Genomic DNA, 16,988 nt, shown 5'->3' on the forward strand with positions numbered 1-16,988 from the left:
TTCTTTGGTTTGAACTTGCTCAAATTCGCCCATGATGGATTGGAACGAGAGTTAAAGGTTTTCAATCGCTTAGAAGGCCGCGTGTGCACCACGTGTGCACCGGGAGATCCAGAAAATCCATTGAAGGCAAGTATTGGCGGTCGTTCTTCGGAGCGATGTGACGTCGGCGGAAGACTGGGCGGCCGGAAGGATAGCGCTGCAAGGGCAGGGCAGCTCGTAAGGCTTGGGAGCTGATAGCGCCCCTCACGAGCGGAGCTTGGTGTTCGGCATATCGTGAAAAGATCTAGGCGAACTACGGAGGACAAAACTTGGCGTCGGGGGGCGAGTCGCTCCCACGCTACCAACGGTCCCCCACCCACAGCACGTTTCAAGAACGGCGCTACTAGGAGTTCCTGCAAACGGCCTTTGATCTCCACGTCGAATGCGCCCTTAGCTATAGTTATTCTTGGCGCGATGGCGCTCGGAGTTCTGTTGGCCGTAGGTGCATGCCTTACAAGCGCGCCCGCAGTCGCGGGTTCTCTAGAGTCTATGAACCTCGCAAACCAGCTAGGAAGCATCCTCGCCTCTGAGAAGGTTTGCGGGCTGACATATGACCAAGCGGCTATCGCGGCGTTTATCGAAGAGCGCGTCCCCGCCAGCGACATGAGCTTTCCTTCTACCCTCAACATGATGGTGAAAGGAAATGCGTGCAAATAGAAGACATGTCGCCTTCCGCCAAAACCGCGCATTGCACCCAGGTTAGGCGTGTCGCCAAGTCCTACGGATTCGTCAAGTGAGGAGCGGCCCTTTAGGCGAGTTTCACACAAAATCCGTTGAAATTAGCTCGCCCGCATTCTGTTCGCGAAAAGCACTTGGCTTTCTTCGTTGGCGACGTCATCGATGTCAGTGTTGAATCCTGCGAATGAAAGAACTTCAGCAAGAAGTGTCGTCCGGCGTCGCCAATGAGCTGGACGCCGTCGTGCTCCCAACCGTGACCTCGGTGAGCGGGGAAGCTGAGAGGTCGCTGGGAGGCTTTTGAGAGGACTTCAATGTCTCTGAAGTCCATGTCCTAATATGCAATAGTGCTATCCTATTTTCATACGTCGCATGAGCAAGTCCATAACTGTGATCCCAAGACACCATGTGCAAGACATGAGACCCATATGGCAATGGCTCAACCGCCATCTCAAGGCAAATTCCCTCTGCGAAAGTTGTCCATCCGAAAGCGCGGGACGCAATCGCCTGCAGAAAAATCCAAACAAAGGTGACGGTTCCACCTAGAAGCAAGGCGTATAGAGCCGCCGCAAGGAGCCAACGTATGAAAAGGATAACAAGAGCGAGGACGGCGAGAAGGGCGCCTTCTTCATGAAGATTAGAAAATATTACTCTACTACTCTCTACTATACCGAACGTAGAGTTAATCAAAATGACGAGCAGGATCATTCCGCCGAAAACTCTCCAAATTGGGAACGGAAAAAACCAGCCATAGGTGCGCGGCATGATAGTTAGGACGCCCGCGAGAAAAACACGCGAAAGCTTCGTTGCGATCCAAACCGCGAATTGAGCAAATGAGAGTCCGGCGGCGGCCTCGTCTCCAAAGCTTCGTAAGAATAGATAATTCCCCGCTGGAAGTTCAACCGTTTCTTGTTGTAGGGCTCGGACCATCAAGGCGGCCCTCTGGTTGTCTGCATTCCGAAGTTTCTGGATCGCCAGACCATAGATCCCCAAAAGGCCGACTATCAGCCAATCAGGAATGAGAACAGTCTGCCTTAGAGCAGTTAAAGCAAAGAGCATGACGAGAGTTGCGGCGAAGGCCAATTCTATCCGGCCACGCCCAACTCTCAATGCGATAAATGGTGTGGATAGAAATATGCACCCGATCAACGATTCCGGTGATTTTCTTTCTTGCTTTAGGAAGTAGGCTATTGCGCTACCGCCATGGCTATGCCCAACCAGTACGAAACGCTCATCCTTCTCTCCGCGTCGGATGATTTCCGATATCCGGTCGCACGCGAGCTGACGTTCCGCAAGTCGATTCTTGCCACTCCAAACAACGCGTTTGAACCGTGATTGGTGGCTTGCATCCTGCGCAGCTCGACTTAAAGAGTCTCTTAGAGAAGACCCCTTGCGAGTCCACTGAGCGCGCCTCGCGAATGTTCCATGGACCAGTATGAACGTGATCATAGAGGCACCGTGCAGCCCCCGAGGCCACAGATTATTCTAGCTGAATTCTTCCCTGTTGCCACTCAGTTCGCATTAATATCTGCCTTGTAAGTCTTTGAGAACAGACGCTCAAACTGGGGGGACCGTCCGTAGCGTTCCCCCGCTACCAAGCGTACGATTTGTGGCGGGTCTCCAGAAAGACCTCTCCGCCCACCAGCGCGGCTAGCTTTCCTTTCACCTCGACCTCGAAGCCTTGCCAAGGTCCCTTCAGGTGGACAATGACGCTGTGGACAAGCGCCCTGAAATCGGCGACCAAAGGTCCGCGGTCGTCCTCGGAGCTGGCGTGACCTGCCATCGTGTCGGCATGCGCATTGACGGTCTCAATGTAGCGGTCAAGGTCGCCGGATGAAGTGCGATGGGGACAGGGGCCTCTTCGAGGGCCGCCAGTTCCGCCTCTATACGCAATCGCTCTTCTTTCAGCTCAGCAATCCGTTGTTTGGCGTCTTCCTCGGAAATCACGTACTTGATCACGAGGTCAATATTGCGCTGACGTTCGCCTTTCGATCCGGTCACGTTTCGCCTCCAGCCGCATGCGCACTGCAGCCGCGTTTCCAGCGAGTCGCTCTCGCTCACTATTGTAGTTGCGCACGTAGTTCTCGATCAGCCGCGGGTCCTTCAACTCGTCGGCCATCCCGCTGAGCACAAGCCTTTCGAGTCGCGCAGGTAGGTGATCTTGCGATTTGAACAACTGCCGCTCTCGCGGACCGCCGAGCAGCGAATCCTCGTCTTTCCGGTCTTGTCACGGTCGTGAACTGACATGCCGGATCCGCAACAACCGCAGCGAAGGAGGCCAGACAAGAGATGGTGCGCCCGTCGCTTCACGTGACTGGGCAAATGCTCTTCTCGGTCTTCAGAGCATGGGCCTGCTCCCAACCGACTGTTCGACGATCCGCAGTTGAGGTGCCTCGATGCTTTGCCACTCATCACGAGCATTTGGCCGAGACAGTCGTTTGCCGGTATCTAGCTAGCGGTCGCCCTTTTTCTTGCGGTAGTCTGTCCACGCTGGGTAATTTATTTCGGTCGCTTTCATTGCCGCGCTTGCCCAAATTCTACCCGGGAAACAGACCCGGCATCCAACGGGACGCGAGCCGTGCCGGGAAGACGAGGCGTAGCGGCGCTCGCGGACTTTCGGAGGCTAACACCTCCGCGTCGAGCAGGGCAGATGTAACCCTGCGGGCGCTGCGCTCGCTTGTTTGCAATAAAACAGTGACATCGCCGCGCGGAAGCTCACCCCGGAATAGGATCGCTTCCAGCACCGCGCCTGATTTTTGCGGCAGGCGGTCGGCCCGCGTTTCTTCTTCGGCCCAGATCAGGATGCGGTTGCGCAGTTGATCGGGCTGGACGAGGCCTTGCATGAAAGCAACCTGATCGATGCAGGTCTGCAGAAAGAAGATCGCGAATTCCGCCAATGCTTCTTCACTGAGTGTGCCGCGCCCGTCGAGATCGTTGCGCCGCTGCATGTCGCAGGCGGCAAGGTGTTGCTTGTAGGCTGCTTCGTTACGGGCAAGGCCGCGCGCGATCGACCATATGCCGCCAGTGTCGAGCGCTTCGCGCTGCATGGCATAGGACATGAGGCGGGCGACGCGGCCATTGCCATCAAGGAAGGGATGAATCCAGAGCAGGCGATGGTGAGCGCAGGCCGAGGCGATGATCGCGTCGGTCTTGCCTAGCTTTGCACAGGCTTCCTCGAAGCGCTTTAGGAAGCGCGGCAGGGCGCCGGGGCTGACCGGCACATGACGTCCGACGGCCACATCGCGGTCGCGCAGTTTGCCGGGAATCACCCTGATGCGTTCCTTGGTTTTCGGATTTTCGACCCAAAGCAGATCCTCGGGGAGCAGCTCGCAGAAGCGACGGTGGACCTCGATGATTGCTTCCTGGGTAGTGGCGCGTCCGTTCACACCGCCTTCGTCGATCCACTGCTGGACCGCGATGTGGGCAATGGCTTCTTTTTGCAGGTCGCGTTTCTTGGGATCGGCGCTGTAATCGTTGTGGAGAGCGCGTTCGATGTCGACCGGATGGGTATCGTGCCCCTCGATCAGGTTGCTGTAATAGCAATTCATGGAGCGGACGAGCTTAGCCAGGGAAATCAGAACGCCCTCGGGCAGGCTGTGCCTGAAAGCGGCCGACTTGGCCGCCAGCTCTACCGTCAGGTCGGCGAGCTGGGTCCGGCGTCCGGAGCTTTCCGAGACGAGCATCGGCTCCATCAGACCGGTGCTTTCGCCCCGGTCTGGGACCGCTGATTTGGCCGGTTCTTTGTCCTGTTTGCTAGCGCCCATTTTTGTAAGGATAGCAGTAATTTAGGGTGGGTTCCAGCACTCATTTGGCCTTGATTCTGGCCGGATAATTGGCCGCTAAGAGGGCCGGAACCGCCTATTCTCGCGCAAAACACGCGGAGAATAGCACGGCTAATCTCCGCAAACGCTGGGCACTGCCTAAGAGTCGCTACGCTCCGCGCCGGGTTCGCCGACTTCAGCGCGTCTGCTTCCGCCGCCTTTCACGCAGATGCGGCATCCGCAGGAAGCGCTCGGCATCGGCGTCCTGCGGCTTACCGCGAATTCCCTTGCAGTAATAGCAGTCCGGCTTCGGCTTCGCCGTGGTCAGTTTCGGCACGTGGCCGTAGTAGTTGATCAGGCGCTGCGGCTCTCTCATGCCGGTGACGGCAACCATGAACTCGGTTGCCGCGAGCGCGGCAACGACGCCGTTGATGGGGGACACGGAAGGCCCGGTCTCGCGCAGCGCGTCCACCGGTACGCCGTAGATCGCGGCCCGGCCCGCCTTTTCGGCGTCCGTGCTAAGATACGCCTCGACATCGCGCGGATCGAGGGCATCGAGGCAGTGCAGACAGCCGCCGCCGTCCCAAGCGACGCAGATGCGCCCGCCGTAGACGCCTTCCTCCGGTACGTCCGAGGCGAGATCGATATAGGGCTTCGCGTAGGCCGCGCACAGCTCATTCAGAATTGCTCGTGGACCATCCTCATCGAAGCAACCGAATACCCAATCGGTCTGCTTCACGACAGCGAAGGCTTCTTCGCTGACGAGCCCGGCCTTCACCGGGGTCACGCGAATTCCGGGATCGATCTCGCGCACCAGACGCGCGGCCAGTTCGACCTTCGGGCTGCCGGGCACCGGGTCGTCATGTCTCGCGCCGACGAAGCGGTTGCGATTGGTCTCGTCCAGCTCCTCGTCGTCGAGCAGCCTGATGCCGCCGACGCCGAGCAGGACGAGGTGCTGCACGAGCGGGCTGCCGAGACCGCCGACGCCGATGACCGCGGCGTTCGTCGCCCGCAGCTTGCGCTGGCCTTCCTCGCCGAAGAGGCGGATGTTGCGGTCATAACGGGCAGGAAGGTCGCTCATCCCCAGTCTCCCAGAGAAAAATTGGTCGGTTTGAGCACGCGACTGCCTTCGACAATCCCGTCCAGCGGGCGCGGGACCTTCGGATTGTCGAGCCAGAGCAGCGCATCAAATCCGGACTTCGCGACCACGATGGCGAGATAGGGGCGCTTCTTGAGCCGCCACCACATGTGCGGCACGGTCTCCTGCAGGCCGAGGCGATCGGCGTAAGAGAAGCCGGCAGGCCACGGGCCGGGATGCGAGTGCAATTCCACGAGCGAAGTGTCGAGATCGTGCGCGCGCTTGATCAGCTTGGCGCGCGTTTCATCGGCCAGTTCCAGATAGTCCTCCTGCTGGACGATGAAGTCGCCGGGCCCGAGCTTTCTCGTTTCCGCGACTTCGAAAGTGACCTGATGATCGCTGCGCACGGCGCGGGCAAACAGGAACGCCGCTTGCTCTTCTTCGGAGTCGGACGGCAGCAGGTGCGCCATCAAATCGCCGAGCGCCCCGTGCTCAAGCTTCAGAAATGCCTTCATGCCCCCTCCTGCAATCGCACGATGAAACTCCGCACCCACGCGAGCAGGTTCGAGCCCTTGCCCACGTCGGCGGTTGCCGACCAATTCTCCACCGACCAGGAGAAATGCAGCCACTCGCCTGAGAAGGGCGGCGTCGACGGTGGAGCTCCCGTGTTGTTGGGAGCGGCGCCTTTGAAATTCAGTCCGGCGGGCGTGAGAAATCCGTAAGGCGCATCGCCGGGATAGTTGCCCTTCACCAGAAAGCAGACCGGCAACTCGCTCACCGCCTTGTCACCCATTCGCCAGCCGTCGGGCAGCACGTAACGGGGAATCCTGAACCAGTCTTCCCCGTTCGCTTCCGCGTGCTCGACATCGCCGAAGTGACGGCGCAGCAGGGCCAGCTCGTGGCTGATACGCGCGCGCATCAGCCACGCTTCCAGCGGTGCTTCTTGCCGAAACCCTGGCCCGGCTTGATCGTGATGACCTCGCCCGGCGCAAGCGTCCGCTCGACATTGTGCTGGTCGACCTCGATCACGCCCTGCGAGATGTCCCAGCCCCCCAGCTCGGCAATCTGCTCGGTCGTGATCGTGTCGTCATCCCAGGGGAATTCCTCCCCTTCGATGTTGAGAATGTACTTCGGCCCTTTCTCGGGCTTCTCCTTCGCCTGACTCATCGTTCCGCTCTCCATGTTCATTTCCTTTCGCCTTGCCTTTTGGCGAGCCCCTGGCGGGCAGCGCCAATCCTTCATCATTAAAGTACAAGCGGCAGGCGAAATGTCAATATACAAAACGTTTTAAAAGTTTATAATACAAACAGTTTGAGAGGTTGACATTACGGCGTTTGAGGCGGACAATGATGCTATGACGGACGGAGCATTCGACAGTCTCTATCAGGCATTCGGAAAGCTGGTGCGCAAACACCGTGAGCGACTCGATGGAATGACGCAGGAGAAGTTGGGACGACTTGTAGGCCTCTCCCGTACTTCAATCACAAACATCGAAAAGGGCAGGCAGCACGTTTCGCTGCATCAGTTATTCGCGATAGCCGAAGCGTTAGAGATCGCGCCGAAGCTTCTGCTTCCGGCAGTCAAGGATGCTGCGGGAGCGCGGGCTAAGGTGAAGCTGCCGCCCGGTACGGATCAAAAAATAGCCGCCTGGGCTCAGAAGCTCGTCGGCGAATAACAATACGGAGGATTGATGCGACGCGCTAAATCAGCGAAGACTCTAAGGCATGAAGCGACCAATGTTCTCGAAGAATTCGGCGTAAGGAAGCCGCCTGTGCCTGTCGAGAAGATCGCGACCTCGCTCGGCGCGCGGCTAAAATATTCACCGTTTGACGGTGAGCTGGCGGGGATGCTCATCCGCGGCGATGAAGGCACCGTTATCGGTGTAAATTCACTTCATCACATCAACCGGCAGCGCTTCACAATTGCGCATGAATGCGGGCACCTGTTGCTTCATAAGGGGAAGGACGTACATATCGACCGCTCTTTCCGTGTGAACAAGCGCGACGAAAAGTCGTCTCAAGCGGTCGATCCCGAAGAGATTGAAGCCAACCGCTTCGCGGCCGAACTGCTTATGCCTTACGATATGATCGTGAAGGAGCTCGTCGATTATCATATCGACATCGAAGACGAGGAGCAGCTGAAGGAGCTCGCGGACAAGTATCAAGTCAGCGTTCAGGCCCTGACTCACCGCATCACAAACGTCCTCGACGATCTCTTTTAAGCCTTTTCAAATACAGTTGGAATTCTGCGCGCCCGGCTTCGCTGCACCGGGCTCTAGTCGCTGCACCGGGCTCTAGTCGCTGCGCTCCCGGAGCCCCTGCTTCGCTGAAAGCTACGCAGGGTCTCCGCCACCGCTGACGATCCCTCGCTCAAAATCAGCGGCACCGGGGGCAGTCGGTCCCGCGTCCCGCCCTTTAAGGGCGGCGCTATGCTGACGCTCCTGCCCCTCTTAACTTCTCGGGGCTGGCGAATGGGCTCCGCTCCGCTCTCGCCCATATGCCCTCTATTCATTGCCGTCTTCGACCGAAGTTCTTCGGCGCCTGCGGCACTCTTCTTTATTGATTGCTGGGGCCTGCGGCCCCCATGCCGTCAAGGCCAAGCCCTTCGCGTTGCTGCGGGCGGAAAACGACGGCCGTGTCGTCGCTGCGCTCCATCCCGCACCAAACCCGTCGTAGTTGCGCGCGAACCCAATGCGGTTTCTTGCCACGATCTTCCGACCATCGCCGAAAGACTTGCGCCACACCTTCGGCATCACGGCATTTCAGGCCAGGGTACCACCTCACCTTGTGCAGCACTGGCTGGCTGGGCCACGCCTCACGGCACATCACCAGCATCTACGGCGACGTGCTGGGTGAGGAGGAGCGGCGGTTTGCTGAGCGGATGTGGGGTAGCCACCCAGCCAGCGGACTAACCTGACGAGAGCACTTTTACCTGACCGGCTTCAGGGAACAAACGTGCAGCTCAAGCGAGGGAGCCGGTTTGTTACAGGCCCCAAACTAGGCATGTACGAGAGCGCATCGCCTCGACTTACATCAGACGGTGTGCTAGGAGCACCACGCTGTTCGCAAATTGGACGCGACTTGGCAAGTGATCTCTCTAGGCTTGAAACACCAAGCACTGTCATTGAGCTGATCCACATCTTGGGAAGATTGCGATGCAAAGCCGCCGCTCGATCCGCATGTGGCTGATACTGCACCGAGGGCTTCGGTCCTGACTTCCTACGACCACGAACACACTGTCACCTAATATGCGTCAGCATGTAAGCCATTTGCGCCGCCGAGATCGACACCGCGCCATCCGACGCCGAAGGCCAGATAAACTTGCCGCGGTCCAGCCGCTTGGCCTAGAGCGACATGCCCCACCCATCATGCCAAAGCATCTTGACCAGATCGCCGCGACGGCCTCGGAAGATATAAAGATCGCCGGCATGAGGTTATGTTGTGCGCAACATAACCGCACTTATGTGTCGGACGAGATTATGTGGCGGAGGCGCCCTAACGCCTGCCTGGACCGGCCACGGCTGGATTCCTCCGCCACATAATATTTGGTGCCTCTCGCGCGAACGTGGGATCCCCCTGCGCCGCAACACCAGAGGGGCACAATGCTCGAGTTCTATTTTTCGTATCGCGGGGTGCTCAAGCGCCTTCGTAACGGGGCGCTCGGCGCCGAGATGGATCGCATCGCGGGACACTTTTTCTCGCTCGGTTACAAGCGAGCATCCGCTAAGCTTTATCTCAGCCGGATTGCGCGGTTCAGCCATTTTGCTGCGGCACATTGCGGTTCACGGCCGATCGGCCAAGCTATTCTCGATCGCTATCTACGCACGTTCATTACGGACTCGCCGCGGATTGCAGCAGTGTCCGCGCTTCAACACGCGCGGCGGGTGGCGCCCGAACGATTCATTGCTTCGGCTCCCAGTGTAGTCGATGGTCCGGACGCCCCGCTTTTGAGCTCCTTTTCGGACTATCTCAGCAGGGTACGAGGCCTTGAGCCAAAGTCCCGCGATGGCGTTCTCTTGGGCGCGCGGCGCTTTCTCGATTGGCTCCGCCATCGCCACCCCGGCCAAGACCTCAAGGCGCTGACGGCGGAGCATGTCCTCGCTGCCGTCGAGTATCGGCTGTCGCTCTCGGCGACCTCCGCCACTCGCACGGCGGCGACCTCTCACATCCGAACGTTTCTCCGCTTTCTGCATTGGGCTGGCCACCACGAGCAGGATCTAGCCTCCGTTGTTCCAAGAACGTCCCATTGGCGTCTGGCCCATTTGCCGCCCCGGCTTTCGTGGGATGATGTTCGCCGCGCCATCGATGCGATCGGCAAGGCGACGCCGATCGACCTTCGCGATCGGGCCGTCCTGCTGCTGCTCGCCACCACAGGCATTCGCAACGGCGAGCTGCGCGCCCTTCAGCTCCAGGATATCGACTGGCGAGCTGGCGAGGTTTTTGTCCGGCGCACCAAGGGCAAGCGTGACCGGGTGGCCCCGCTTCTCGAGGAGGCCGGCGCCGCGCTCGCCAATTACATCCTGCGGGCTCGACCGAAGGTCGATAGTCCATTTCTGTTCCTGTCCTTCACGCCGCCCGTGGGACCGTTCAAGTCTGCGTCGCCAGTTTCGAGGATCGTGCGGAAGCGGTTGCGGCATGGCGGGGTCGCGCTCGGTCGCGTCGGAGGCGCGCATCTCCTGCGCCACAGTCTAGCCACGCAGCTCGTCGGGCGACGAAGACCGATCAACGAGGTCGCCGATCTTTTAGGGCACCGAAGCATCAACACAACGGCGCTGTACGTGAAGGTCGCGGCCTCGCAGCTCGCTGAGGTCGCGCTCCCCTTTCCGGGAGGCGCCGCATGACCGCCTTCGCCGCATTCCTCGGCGAGAAGGTCGAGCGGTACATCGAGCTGCGCCGCTCCCTCGGCTACGCCTTCAACAAGCAAGCTGGCACGCTGCGGGCCTTCGTTCGCTACGTCGAGCGTTCGCAGCTGGATGCGCCCGCCACCCGGACGATGGCGCTGGACTTCGTCCTGTCGTTCGGCGGCGCCGCCAACAGTCGCGCCGTTCGTCACGGCGTGCTCCGCCGATTTTACGAGTACCTAACCGTCTACGCCCCCCGGACCGAGGCCTTGGAGCGCAGAGCCTTCCCTAGGTCCAGGGCGATTCCGCCGCCGCGCATCTTGAGCGAGGCTGAGCTGGCGTCGCTTATCGACGCATGCAGCTTCATTTCGCCAAGGATCCCTCTCAGCGGCCGCACGATGGCGACGTTGATCGGACTATTGGCCAGCACGGGGCTAAGATCGGGCGAAGTGGTCAGGCTTGATCGCGGCGACGTCGATCTGACCAACGGGGTCGTCCTCGTCCGTAAAACCAAGTTCCGTAAAGACCGCCTGGTTCCTGTTCACCCAACGACGCAGGCAGCCCTTCATCGATACGCCTGTGAGCGCGACGCCGTGTTTTCCAGGCCCAAAGACGAGGCCTTCTTTCTCAGCTCGCGAGGCTGCCGTCTGTCGGCGGCCGGCCTGCAAAGCAACTTCGCGAAGGCCCGCAAGCTCGCGGGTCTCGATGACGGTAAGCCCCTGCGACCCCACGATCTCCGGCACCGGTTCGCGGTGACCAGGCTCAAGCTTTGGCACCAACAGCGCGCAGATGTTCAAGCGCTGCTGCCTTTACTCGCCACCTATCTCGGCCATGCCAGCTACAGCGACACGGCCTACTACCTCACCGGTTCGTCGGATCTTCTCGCCATCGCGGCTGAACGCGCCTTTCTCGACGGAGGCACCGCATGAGCGAACACCTCCTTCTGGCGCCGCTCCTAGAGTCGTACTTCCGTCGCCGGCTGACCAAGCAGCGCAACGCCACCTCCGCGACCCTGGCCAGCTATCGCGACGCCTTGCGCATGCTGATCCTCTTTGCCGCGGCGCGTTTGCAGAAGAAGCCGGCAGCGCTGGACCTTGAAGATCTCGATCGGGACCTCGTTCTCGCCTTTCTTGATGAGCTCGAGGAGAAGCGGAACAACTCCGTCGCAACGCGCAACGCCCGACTAGCCGCGATCCGATCCTTCTTCCATCACGTCGCCGCCGCCGATCCCGCCTCCTTCGGCGTCGCTCAACGGGTTCTGACGATCCCCACCAAACGATCGCACATTGCAGTGACGCACCACCTCACCAGCGCCGAAGTCGACGCCATCGTTGCCGCCCCTGATCAGACGACGCCCCGCGGCCGGCGCGACCGGGTCTTTCTACTCTTCTTGGCGAGAACCGGTGCCCGCGTGTCCGAAGCGACCGGCGTCAACGCGAGCGACCTTCAGTTGGAGCGAGGGCGCCCGCAGGTACTGCTTCGCGGCAAGGGGCGTCGCGACCGCGTCGTTCCCATTCCTCAGGATCTGCTGCGATCGCTGACGGCCTTATTGAGCGAGCGCGGCGTGGCCCATCGTGAGCCGCGGCCGATCTTTGTCGGGGCGCACAACGAGCGCCTGACACGCTTTGGCGCGATCCACATCGTCCGGCGTGCAGTCTCTCAGGCCGTGTCCATCACGCCAAGCTTGGAGGGCAAGCCCATATCGCCGCACATCTTCCGGCATTCCCTCGCCATGAAGCTTCTCCGGTCAGGCGTGGACCTCCTCACGATCCAGGCCTGGCTTGGCCATGCTCAGGTCGCCACAACCCACCGCTACGCCGCCGCGGATGTCGAAATGATGCGCCGGGGACTCGAGAAGGCGGGCGTCTCAGGCGACCGCAGCGCACGATTCCGGCCGAACGACGCCGTCCTGCAGCTGCTTGCCAGCATCTGATTATTATGTGGCGGAGGAACCTTGGCGTGGCCGGCGCTGGCAGGCGTTAGGGCGCCTCCGCCACATAATCTCGTCCGACACATAAATGAGGATCGCGCTTCAAGCTCTGCTGAACCGCAAGAGCCAGGCTCTGCATGCTGCGGCGCATGTCCGTGTGACCGGTGGCGATCCACACTCTGACGCCGCTCGGGATTGGAATCATCGCCGCCTCAGAAGCTGAACCAGGATCGTCTGCGCGCGGGCATCAGAGCTGGTGCCGCCGAGCGCGCCAGTGGCACAGACGGTGAGGAAGACAGATCGCCGGTATAGCCGACATCGAGCGCTCCCGCGTTTAGCGCTTCGAGAATCGGCGCAGCGGCAGGAAGTTCCGACTACTCGGAAAGCGGCGGTGATCTTCTTGCGGCCAACGGCCGGGAATAGGAGGGTCGCGCTTGTACCGTCCGGCAGGCGGGTGTGGCATCATCCCTCCCATGAATAAGAACAGCTAGCTGTCAGACATACTGAACCAATTCGAGGTAATCGTCTGTGAGGACAGGTGACCGGATGGAAGAAGCTGCGTCTTGAAGGAAGGTATTCAGAATCCGACTAGCGTGAATGCGGCGTTCGAAAGATGGCCGTGCCGGCGCGCGACTACGGCGAGTTGCTAATTCGGAACTGACTAGGTCAGCCGCGGCTGCGGCACAATCTGAGGCGGAGAAGCAACCAGCAGACATGACAGCTTGCGCTAGCCCTAGTGTGGTGAGCCAACCTGCATAGATTAGCACGGCACCGTCTGTCTCATTGAGGCCAGAGAGTTCCTCAATTGCAGCAGCATGGACTGGCGCCGCACCAAGAGACAGAAAAAGATCGGCTATTTCGTCACGTGTGGCTCTAGAGAGAAGGCAGCGGCCGAGGTGCGATAGGAGCGTCTCAGTCGGACCCTCGAAGATGCGAAGAATGCGAGCGTCTCGATAGATTTTAGCTACAGGCGTTCTCTCATCGTAACCACGGCCACCTAACAGTTGGACGCATTGATCAGCGACGAGGCCGCACCACTCTGACGACAAAACCTTCGTTGCCGACGCAAGGTGGACGTTCGGCGCGCCCTGCGCTGAGACAAGTCGGCAGGATGCGCCCAGCATTGCCTTCACTACTTCCCGCCGGAGTACCATCTGTTCAAATAACTGCTCGATATAGCTGTTCTCAATCATGCGCAGCTTACCTAATCGGCGATGGCTTGCATATGAGGCTGCGACCTGGATAGCACGCTCAAGGGCTCCAAGACCCATAGCAGCCACACCAATACGCCCGCGGTTCATACTAGATGCTGCTGCTCCCCAGCCGTCTTGATCGCGAGAGAGCACGTAGGCACTCGGCACCTCTACATCCTGGAACTCTAGAGTATTTTGAATAATGCCACGTAAACCGAGTGTGCGATGCTCGTGCGTGACCTTTAGGCCCGGAGCTTGCCTATCAACTAGTACACAAACGAACCGACCTTTGGCATCGGGACCGGAGGCTCGCGCAAAGCAAACGATCCAACGGGCCCAGTCAGCGAGGCCGATCCAAATTTTGCGGCCGGAGATGCGAACTCTATCTTCGTGCATGAAAGCCGAAGCCTGTATATGCCGCGGGGCAGAGCCAGCTCCAGGCTCCGTCAAAGCGAAAGCGCAAAGGTCGCCGCGTGTTGCACCCCACATGACATGCCTTTGTTCAGGGATGTGCGGTGCCGCTTCGATGCAGGGCAAGGCCAGGAAGTTATGGATGACGAGGGTAGAGGCAGCCGAGACATCGAAGGATGCAGTGGCGGAGATGAGGTCGATGGCCTCTTGCAAGGTAAGCGCTAATCCGCCGTGCTCTGCTGGTGTAGTGATCCCGAACAGTCCATGCCTTGCTAATGTGCTGTGTAGGGTCGGAGGGAATGCTCGACGGTCATCCGCGTCTGCGAAATTCAACTGACCCAGGTCATCTATCAAACTGGAATATAGCGTAGGTGCACCATCTTCAGGTGTGCGTTCCTGCGCCTCCCCAAACAGGGAGTAGACTTGACTGTTCATAGCCCCTCGAATTGTCTGGACAATATAAGGGCATAATGATTGCGCCCGCGCTCGTGACAATCATCCCGGTGGCTATCTCGAGTACACATTGGTATACGTGGATGCCAGCGAAGCAGGTTGCCCCTCATCGGGATTTATCGCGAGCGCTGCGCGGGCTCACATCAAGATGCATCTTGTCTATATGACCTCTCAGAGGAGAACTCTCGTTGTAGTCAATGAGCTCCATTCTCCTCAAGAATCACGCAGAGTCATTGAGTGGTGATTCGTCCCAAAGAGAGCCTAGGGAGAGGGCCGTCATGCGCCCCATGGCCAGCAGAGTGAGATGATGCTCGCTTGAGAGGCGTTCACCGAAACGCAAGCACCTTCGCTTTTGGAGGCGCTTCGCGGCCTAGTCTAGGAGGATGTGCGATGTTCGGAAAGAAGAAAATGCTGCGGAAGCACGAGACCCAAGAGATTGAAGCTCGATTCGAGCGGAACGAGTGCGCAGGGAAGGACATTTACGCCCGGATCGCTGATTTGAAGAATGTGCCGCGCGACAACCTGCCCGATGCGGTTTTTATGCTCTTCGTTGAGGCAAAACACCAAAGCGAGCTGATTCGGCAATCGATCCAGGAGCGTACCCGCTATGACTTCAATTTCGTCGGGTTCATCGACGGCGATTTGGCGACCTACCTAGCGGAGGAAGCGGCGCATGCGGTCCGAGATCACGTTACCAACCCGCAGACATTCTTAGAGGCGATGTCTGAGCAATTTCCGGATGTGCACTTCACGATCCAACAGCAGGACGCCGTCTCAATGGTTGCTTCGATGATCCGTGTGCAGCGGCTGGAAGGCATTCTGGAAGGTCTGCGGCTTGCCGGTCTACTGAACAAAGCGCCAAACCGCCGCCGCACCAACCCTCAGAAGAACGGAATGCTTTAGCGGGTCCACTTCAAGCGCTTCTGGTGCCATAGCGGACGCCCTCGACAAATCCGATCAGGTTCGCATTGATTGCCGCCATCAAACCATACTCTTTAAACCGTACTCTTTCGGCCGGTGAGAGGCGCAGATCGAACCGTCTTCGAAATTGGTGTGCCGCGGTGCCGTCCGCCTACGTGGACCAGCTGCCCAGAAGCCCATGCGCGGGGACCCACTCCTGACCTGTACGGAAGCGCGGCGAGAAACGTGGGTTCCCGCCCAAGCCCGGAATGATCTGACTTCTTGCAAGAAGTCATCTTCCACCTCGCGGAGAGTCCGAAGCGAAGGGTACGCTTCGGAAAACCTGATCGGCGGAGACTTGCTCAGCACCGCCTTCACGCGGCCTCAGCACTCATCTGGGCAAACAGCTTCGGCCCCGCACGTCCACCTGCAATCGGGTGCGAGGGGCCGGCGGGTCGGTGACAGCTTGGCAGGCTCGCCAGACGAACTTCTCGCACACGTGCTGGATCACTTTCGAACTCAGGAGTGGATAAAACCTGGGCAAGGCTCGCCAATATTTTTCATCGCCGGTGCTTGAGTTCAGGATGTTGGTATTTGTGTTGGTATCCGTCGGGAGACTGAAAAAGAAATTCACGTTAATTCAAGTGCTTAGGTACCAAAATCCATTACCTCGGACGTAATGGAATGGATGAAATTCGCATGGTAGGTTTTCTACCATGAACGCACATGCTGCCACGGCGCGAGCCGAACCAACGAAGGTCCCTCATATCGGCGATCACCTGCGCGAATGGCGCCAACGGCGGCATCTGAGTCAGCTCGATCTGGCGAGCGATGCCGAGATATCCGCGCGTCACCTCAGTTTTGTCGAAACCGGCCGCGCCGCGCCATCCCGGGAAATGGTGCTCAGGCTCGCCGAGCGATTGGAGGTCCCCTTGCGTGAACGCAACGTGCTCCTGGTCGCGGCGGGTTTTGCCCCGGCCTTTCCGCAACGCTCGCTGGATGATCCGGCGCTGAAGTCAGCCCGGCAGGCGATCGATCTGGTGCTGAAGGCACACGAGCCCAATCCGGCGCTGGCCTATGACCGGCACTGGAATCTGGTGACGGCCAACCGCATGGTGGCGCCATTGCTCGAAGGTTTGCCGCCGCATCTGCTCGGGCACCCCTTCAACATTCTGCGGCTCGCCTTTCATCCCGAGGGGCTCGCGCCGCGCACGGTCAATCTTGCCGAATGGAGCGCGCATCTTCTGGAACGGCTGCACCGGCAGTGCGAGGCAACGGCCGATCCCGAACTGCTGAAGCTGTATCAGGAGCTGAAAGCCTATCGGATGCCGGCGCGTTCGGGGCCGATCTCGGCCGACAATGTCGCGATCCCGTTCAAACTGCGGCACAATGGCGACGTGCTGAGTTTCATCTCGACGACCATGGTGTTCGGCACGCCGGTCGACATCACGTTGCAGGAGCTGGCGCTGGAAACTTTTTTCCCCGCCGACGATCTGACCGCCGATCGGATGCGGCAGATGGCGGCACGGTTGTCCTGATGCGTAGGATGGGTGGAGCGCAGCGATACCCATCATTCCCGGGGCTACGACGCTGATGGGTTTCGCTTCGCTCTACCCATCCTACATTGTGCGGTTGGCCGGGGAGTCGCCGCCTTGCACCGCCAGCATCGCCGTGGTCGCGCTGCCCTGCAGCATATCGGGTGACCACG

At 59.5% G+C, this 16,988-nt stretch carries 18 protein-coding genes and 2 pseudogenes; 7 read left to right on the top strand and 13 right to left on the bottom strand.

Features of this window, described 5'->3' with window-relative positions; translation table 11 throughout:
• Nucleotides 1–912: 912 nt before the first annotated feature.
• The 8 genes from LMTR3_RS30235 to LMTR3_RS30265 form a co-directional block, all read right to left on the bottom strand.
• Entirely contained in the window at nt 913–1,797 is an 885-nt protein-coding gene (locus LMTR3_RS30235; protein ID WP_141686874.1) for a hypothetical protein, read from the bottom strand.
• A 612-nt stretch (nt 1,798–2,409) separates the two neighbouring features.
• On the bottom strand, nt 2,410–2,715 hold the full coding sequence (locus LMTR3_RS38075; RefSeq protein ID WP_141686875.1) for a hypothetical protein: 306 nt from the start codon (nt 2,713–2,715) through the stop codon (nt 2,410–2,412).
• A gap of 102 nt (nt 2,716–2,817) precedes the next feature.
• Nucleotides 2,818–3,135: a recombinase zinc beta ribbon domain-containing protein gene (locus tag LMTR3_RS40115; RefSeq protein WP_084029897.1), complete on the bottom strand. Its 318-nt coding sequence runs from the start codon at nt 3,133–3,135 to the stop codon at nt 2,818–2,820.
• Nucleotides 3,136–3,251: 116 nt separating this feature from the next.
• Complete coding sequence (locus LMTR3_RS30245; RefSeq protein ID WP_141686876.1) at nt 3,252–4,406, bottom strand: Fic family protein; 1,155 nt, start codon at nt 4,404–4,406, stop codon at nt 3,252–3,254.
• A gap of 265 nt (nt 4,407–4,671) precedes the next feature.
• Nucleotides 4,672–5,556, bottom strand: coding sequence for a HesA/MoeB/ThiF family protein (locus LMTR3_RS30250; protein ID WP_065748585.1), 885 nt, complete (start codon nt 5,554–5,556; stop codon nt 4,672–4,674).
• Nucleotides 5,553–6,068, bottom strand: a complete 516-nt coding sequence (locus LMTR3_RS30255) for a Mov34/MPN/PAD-1 family protein (RefSeq protein WP_065748586.1) — start codon at nt 6,066–6,068, stop codon at nt 5,553–5,555. Before LMTR3_RS30255 ends, LMTR3_RS30250 begins: the two co-directional genes overlap by 4 nt.
• Nucleotides 6,065–6,472 (bottom strand): hypothetical protein, encoded by a 408-nt coding sequence (locus tag LMTR3_RS30260; protein ID WP_065748587.1) that lies wholly within the window; start codon nt 6,470–6,472, stop codon nt 6,065–6,067. The genes LMTR3_RS30255 and LMTR3_RS30260 overlap by 4 nt, the downstream gene beginning before the upstream one ends.
• A complete protein-coding gene (locus LMTR3_RS30265) occupies nt 6,472–6,720 on the bottom strand; it encodes a multiubiquitin domain-containing protein (protein ID WP_176722029.1) in 249 nt (82 codons plus the stop codon). The genes LMTR3_RS30260 and LMTR3_RS30265 overlap by 1 nt, the downstream gene beginning before the upstream one ends.
• Before the next feature lie 187 nt (nt 6,721–6,907).
• Between LMTR3_RS30265 and LMTR3_RS30270 the strand changes: the two genes are divergently transcribed.
• Together LMTR3_RS30270 and LMTR3_RS30275 are read left to right on the top strand one after the other, a co-directional pair.
• Nucleotides 6,908–7,228 (top strand): helix-turn-helix domain-containing protein, encoded by a 321-nt coding sequence (locus LMTR3_RS30270; protein WP_065748589.1) that lies wholly within the window; start codon nt 6,908–6,910, stop codon nt 7,226–7,228.
• A gap of 15 nt (nt 7,229–7,243) precedes the next feature.
• The gene (locus LMTR3_RS30275) at nt 7,244–7,774 is read left to right on the top strand and encodes an ImmA/IrrE family metallo-endopeptidase (RefSeq protein ID WP_065748590.1); all 531 of its coding nucleotides are present in this window, start codon (nt 7,244–7,246) and stop codon (nt 7,772–7,774) included.
• Nucleotides 7,775–8,791: 1,017 nt separating this feature from the next.
• Here the strand turns inward: LMTR3_RS30275 and LMTR3_RS40410 are convergent.
• Both LMTR3_RS40410 and tnpB (LMTR3_RS40415) read right to left on the bottom strand, forming a co-directional pair.
• Nucleotides 8,792–8,887, bottom strand: coding sequence for a hypothetical protein (locus LMTR3_RS40410; RefSeq protein WP_502686680.1), 96 nt, complete (start codon nt 8,885–8,887; stop codon nt 8,792–8,794).
• Between the two features lie 9 nt (nt 8,888–8,896).
• Nucleotides 8,897–8,974 (bottom strand): annotated as a pseudogene (gene tnpB / locus LMTR3_RS40415) (IS66 family insertion sequence element accessory protein TnpB); the annotation flags it as partial.
• A 180-nt stretch (nt 8,975–9,154) separates the two neighbouring features.
• On the opposite strand from tnpB (LMTR3_RS40415), the gene LMTR3_RS36925 reads away from it, so the two are divergent.
• The 3 genes from LMTR3_RS36925 to LMTR3_RS30295 are packed head-to-tail and all read left to right on the top strand — an operon-like array spanning nt 9,155 to nt 12,326.
• A complete protein-coding gene (locus LMTR3_RS36925) occupies nt 9,155–10,393 on the top strand; it encodes a site-specific integrase (RefSeq protein WP_084029898.1) in 1,239 nt (412 codons plus the stop codon).
• Nucleotides 10,390–11,322, top strand: coding sequence for a tyrosine-type recombinase/integrase (locus tag LMTR3_RS30290; RefSeq protein ID WP_065748592.1), 933 nt, complete (start codon nt 10,390–10,392; stop codon nt 11,320–11,322). The genes LMTR3_RS36925 and LMTR3_RS30290 overlap by 4 nt, the downstream gene beginning before the upstream one ends.
• A complete protein-coding gene (locus LMTR3_RS30295) occupies nt 11,319–12,326 on the top strand; it encodes a tyrosine-type recombinase/integrase (protein ID WP_065748593.1) in 1,008 nt (335 codons plus the stop codon). Before LMTR3_RS30290 ends, LMTR3_RS30295 begins: the two co-directional genes overlap by 4 nt.
• 46 nt (nt 12,327–12,372) lie before the next feature.
• Here the strand turns inward: LMTR3_RS30295 and tnpB (LMTR3_RS40420) are convergent, their stop codons facing one another.
• The 3 genes and pseudogenes from tnpB (LMTR3_RS40420) to LMTR3_RS30300 form a co-directional block, all read right to left on the bottom strand.
• Complete coding sequence (gene tnpB / locus LMTR3_RS40420) at nt 12,373–12,528, bottom strand: IS66 family insertion sequence element accessory protein TnpB (protein WP_084029899.1); 156 nt, start codon at nt 12,526–12,528, stop codon at nt 12,373–12,375.
• A gap of 14 nt (nt 12,529–12,542) precedes the next feature.
• Nucleotides 12,543–12,697, bottom strand: a pseudogene (locus tag LMTR3_RS39535) (aliphatic sulfonates ABC transporter substrate-binding protein); the annotation flags it as partial.
• 120 nt (nt 12,698–12,817) lie between these two features.
• Nucleotides 12,818–14,362 (bottom strand): acyl-CoA dehydrogenase family protein, encoded by a 1,545-nt coding sequence (locus LMTR3_RS30300; RefSeq protein WP_065748594.1) that lies wholly within the window; start codon nt 14,360–14,362, stop codon nt 12,818–12,820.
• Between the two features lie 408 nt (nt 14,363–14,770).
• On the opposite strand from LMTR3_RS30300, the gene LMTR3_RS30305 reads away from it, so the two are divergent.
• Together LMTR3_RS30305 and LMTR3_RS30310 are read left to right on the top strand one after the other, a co-directional pair.
• Nucleotides 14,771–15,283 (top strand): hypothetical protein, encoded by a 513-nt coding sequence (locus LMTR3_RS30305; protein WP_065748595.1) that lies wholly within the window; start codon nt 14,771–14,773, stop codon nt 15,281–15,283.
• A gap of 713 nt (nt 15,284–15,996) precedes the next feature.
• The gene (locus LMTR3_RS30310; RefSeq protein WP_065748596.1) at nt 15,997–16,818 is read left to right on the top strand and encodes a helix-turn-helix domain-containing protein; all 822 of its coding nucleotides are present in this window, start codon (nt 15,997–15,999) and stop codon (nt 16,816–16,818) included.
• Nucleotides 16,819–16,988 lie beyond the last annotated feature (170 nt).

The sequence above is a fragment of the Bradyrhizobium sp. LMTR 3 genome (genome assembly GCF_001693485.1).
GTDB lineage: Bacteria > Pseudomonadota > Alphaproteobacteria > Rhizobiales > Xanthobacteraceae > Bradyrhizobium.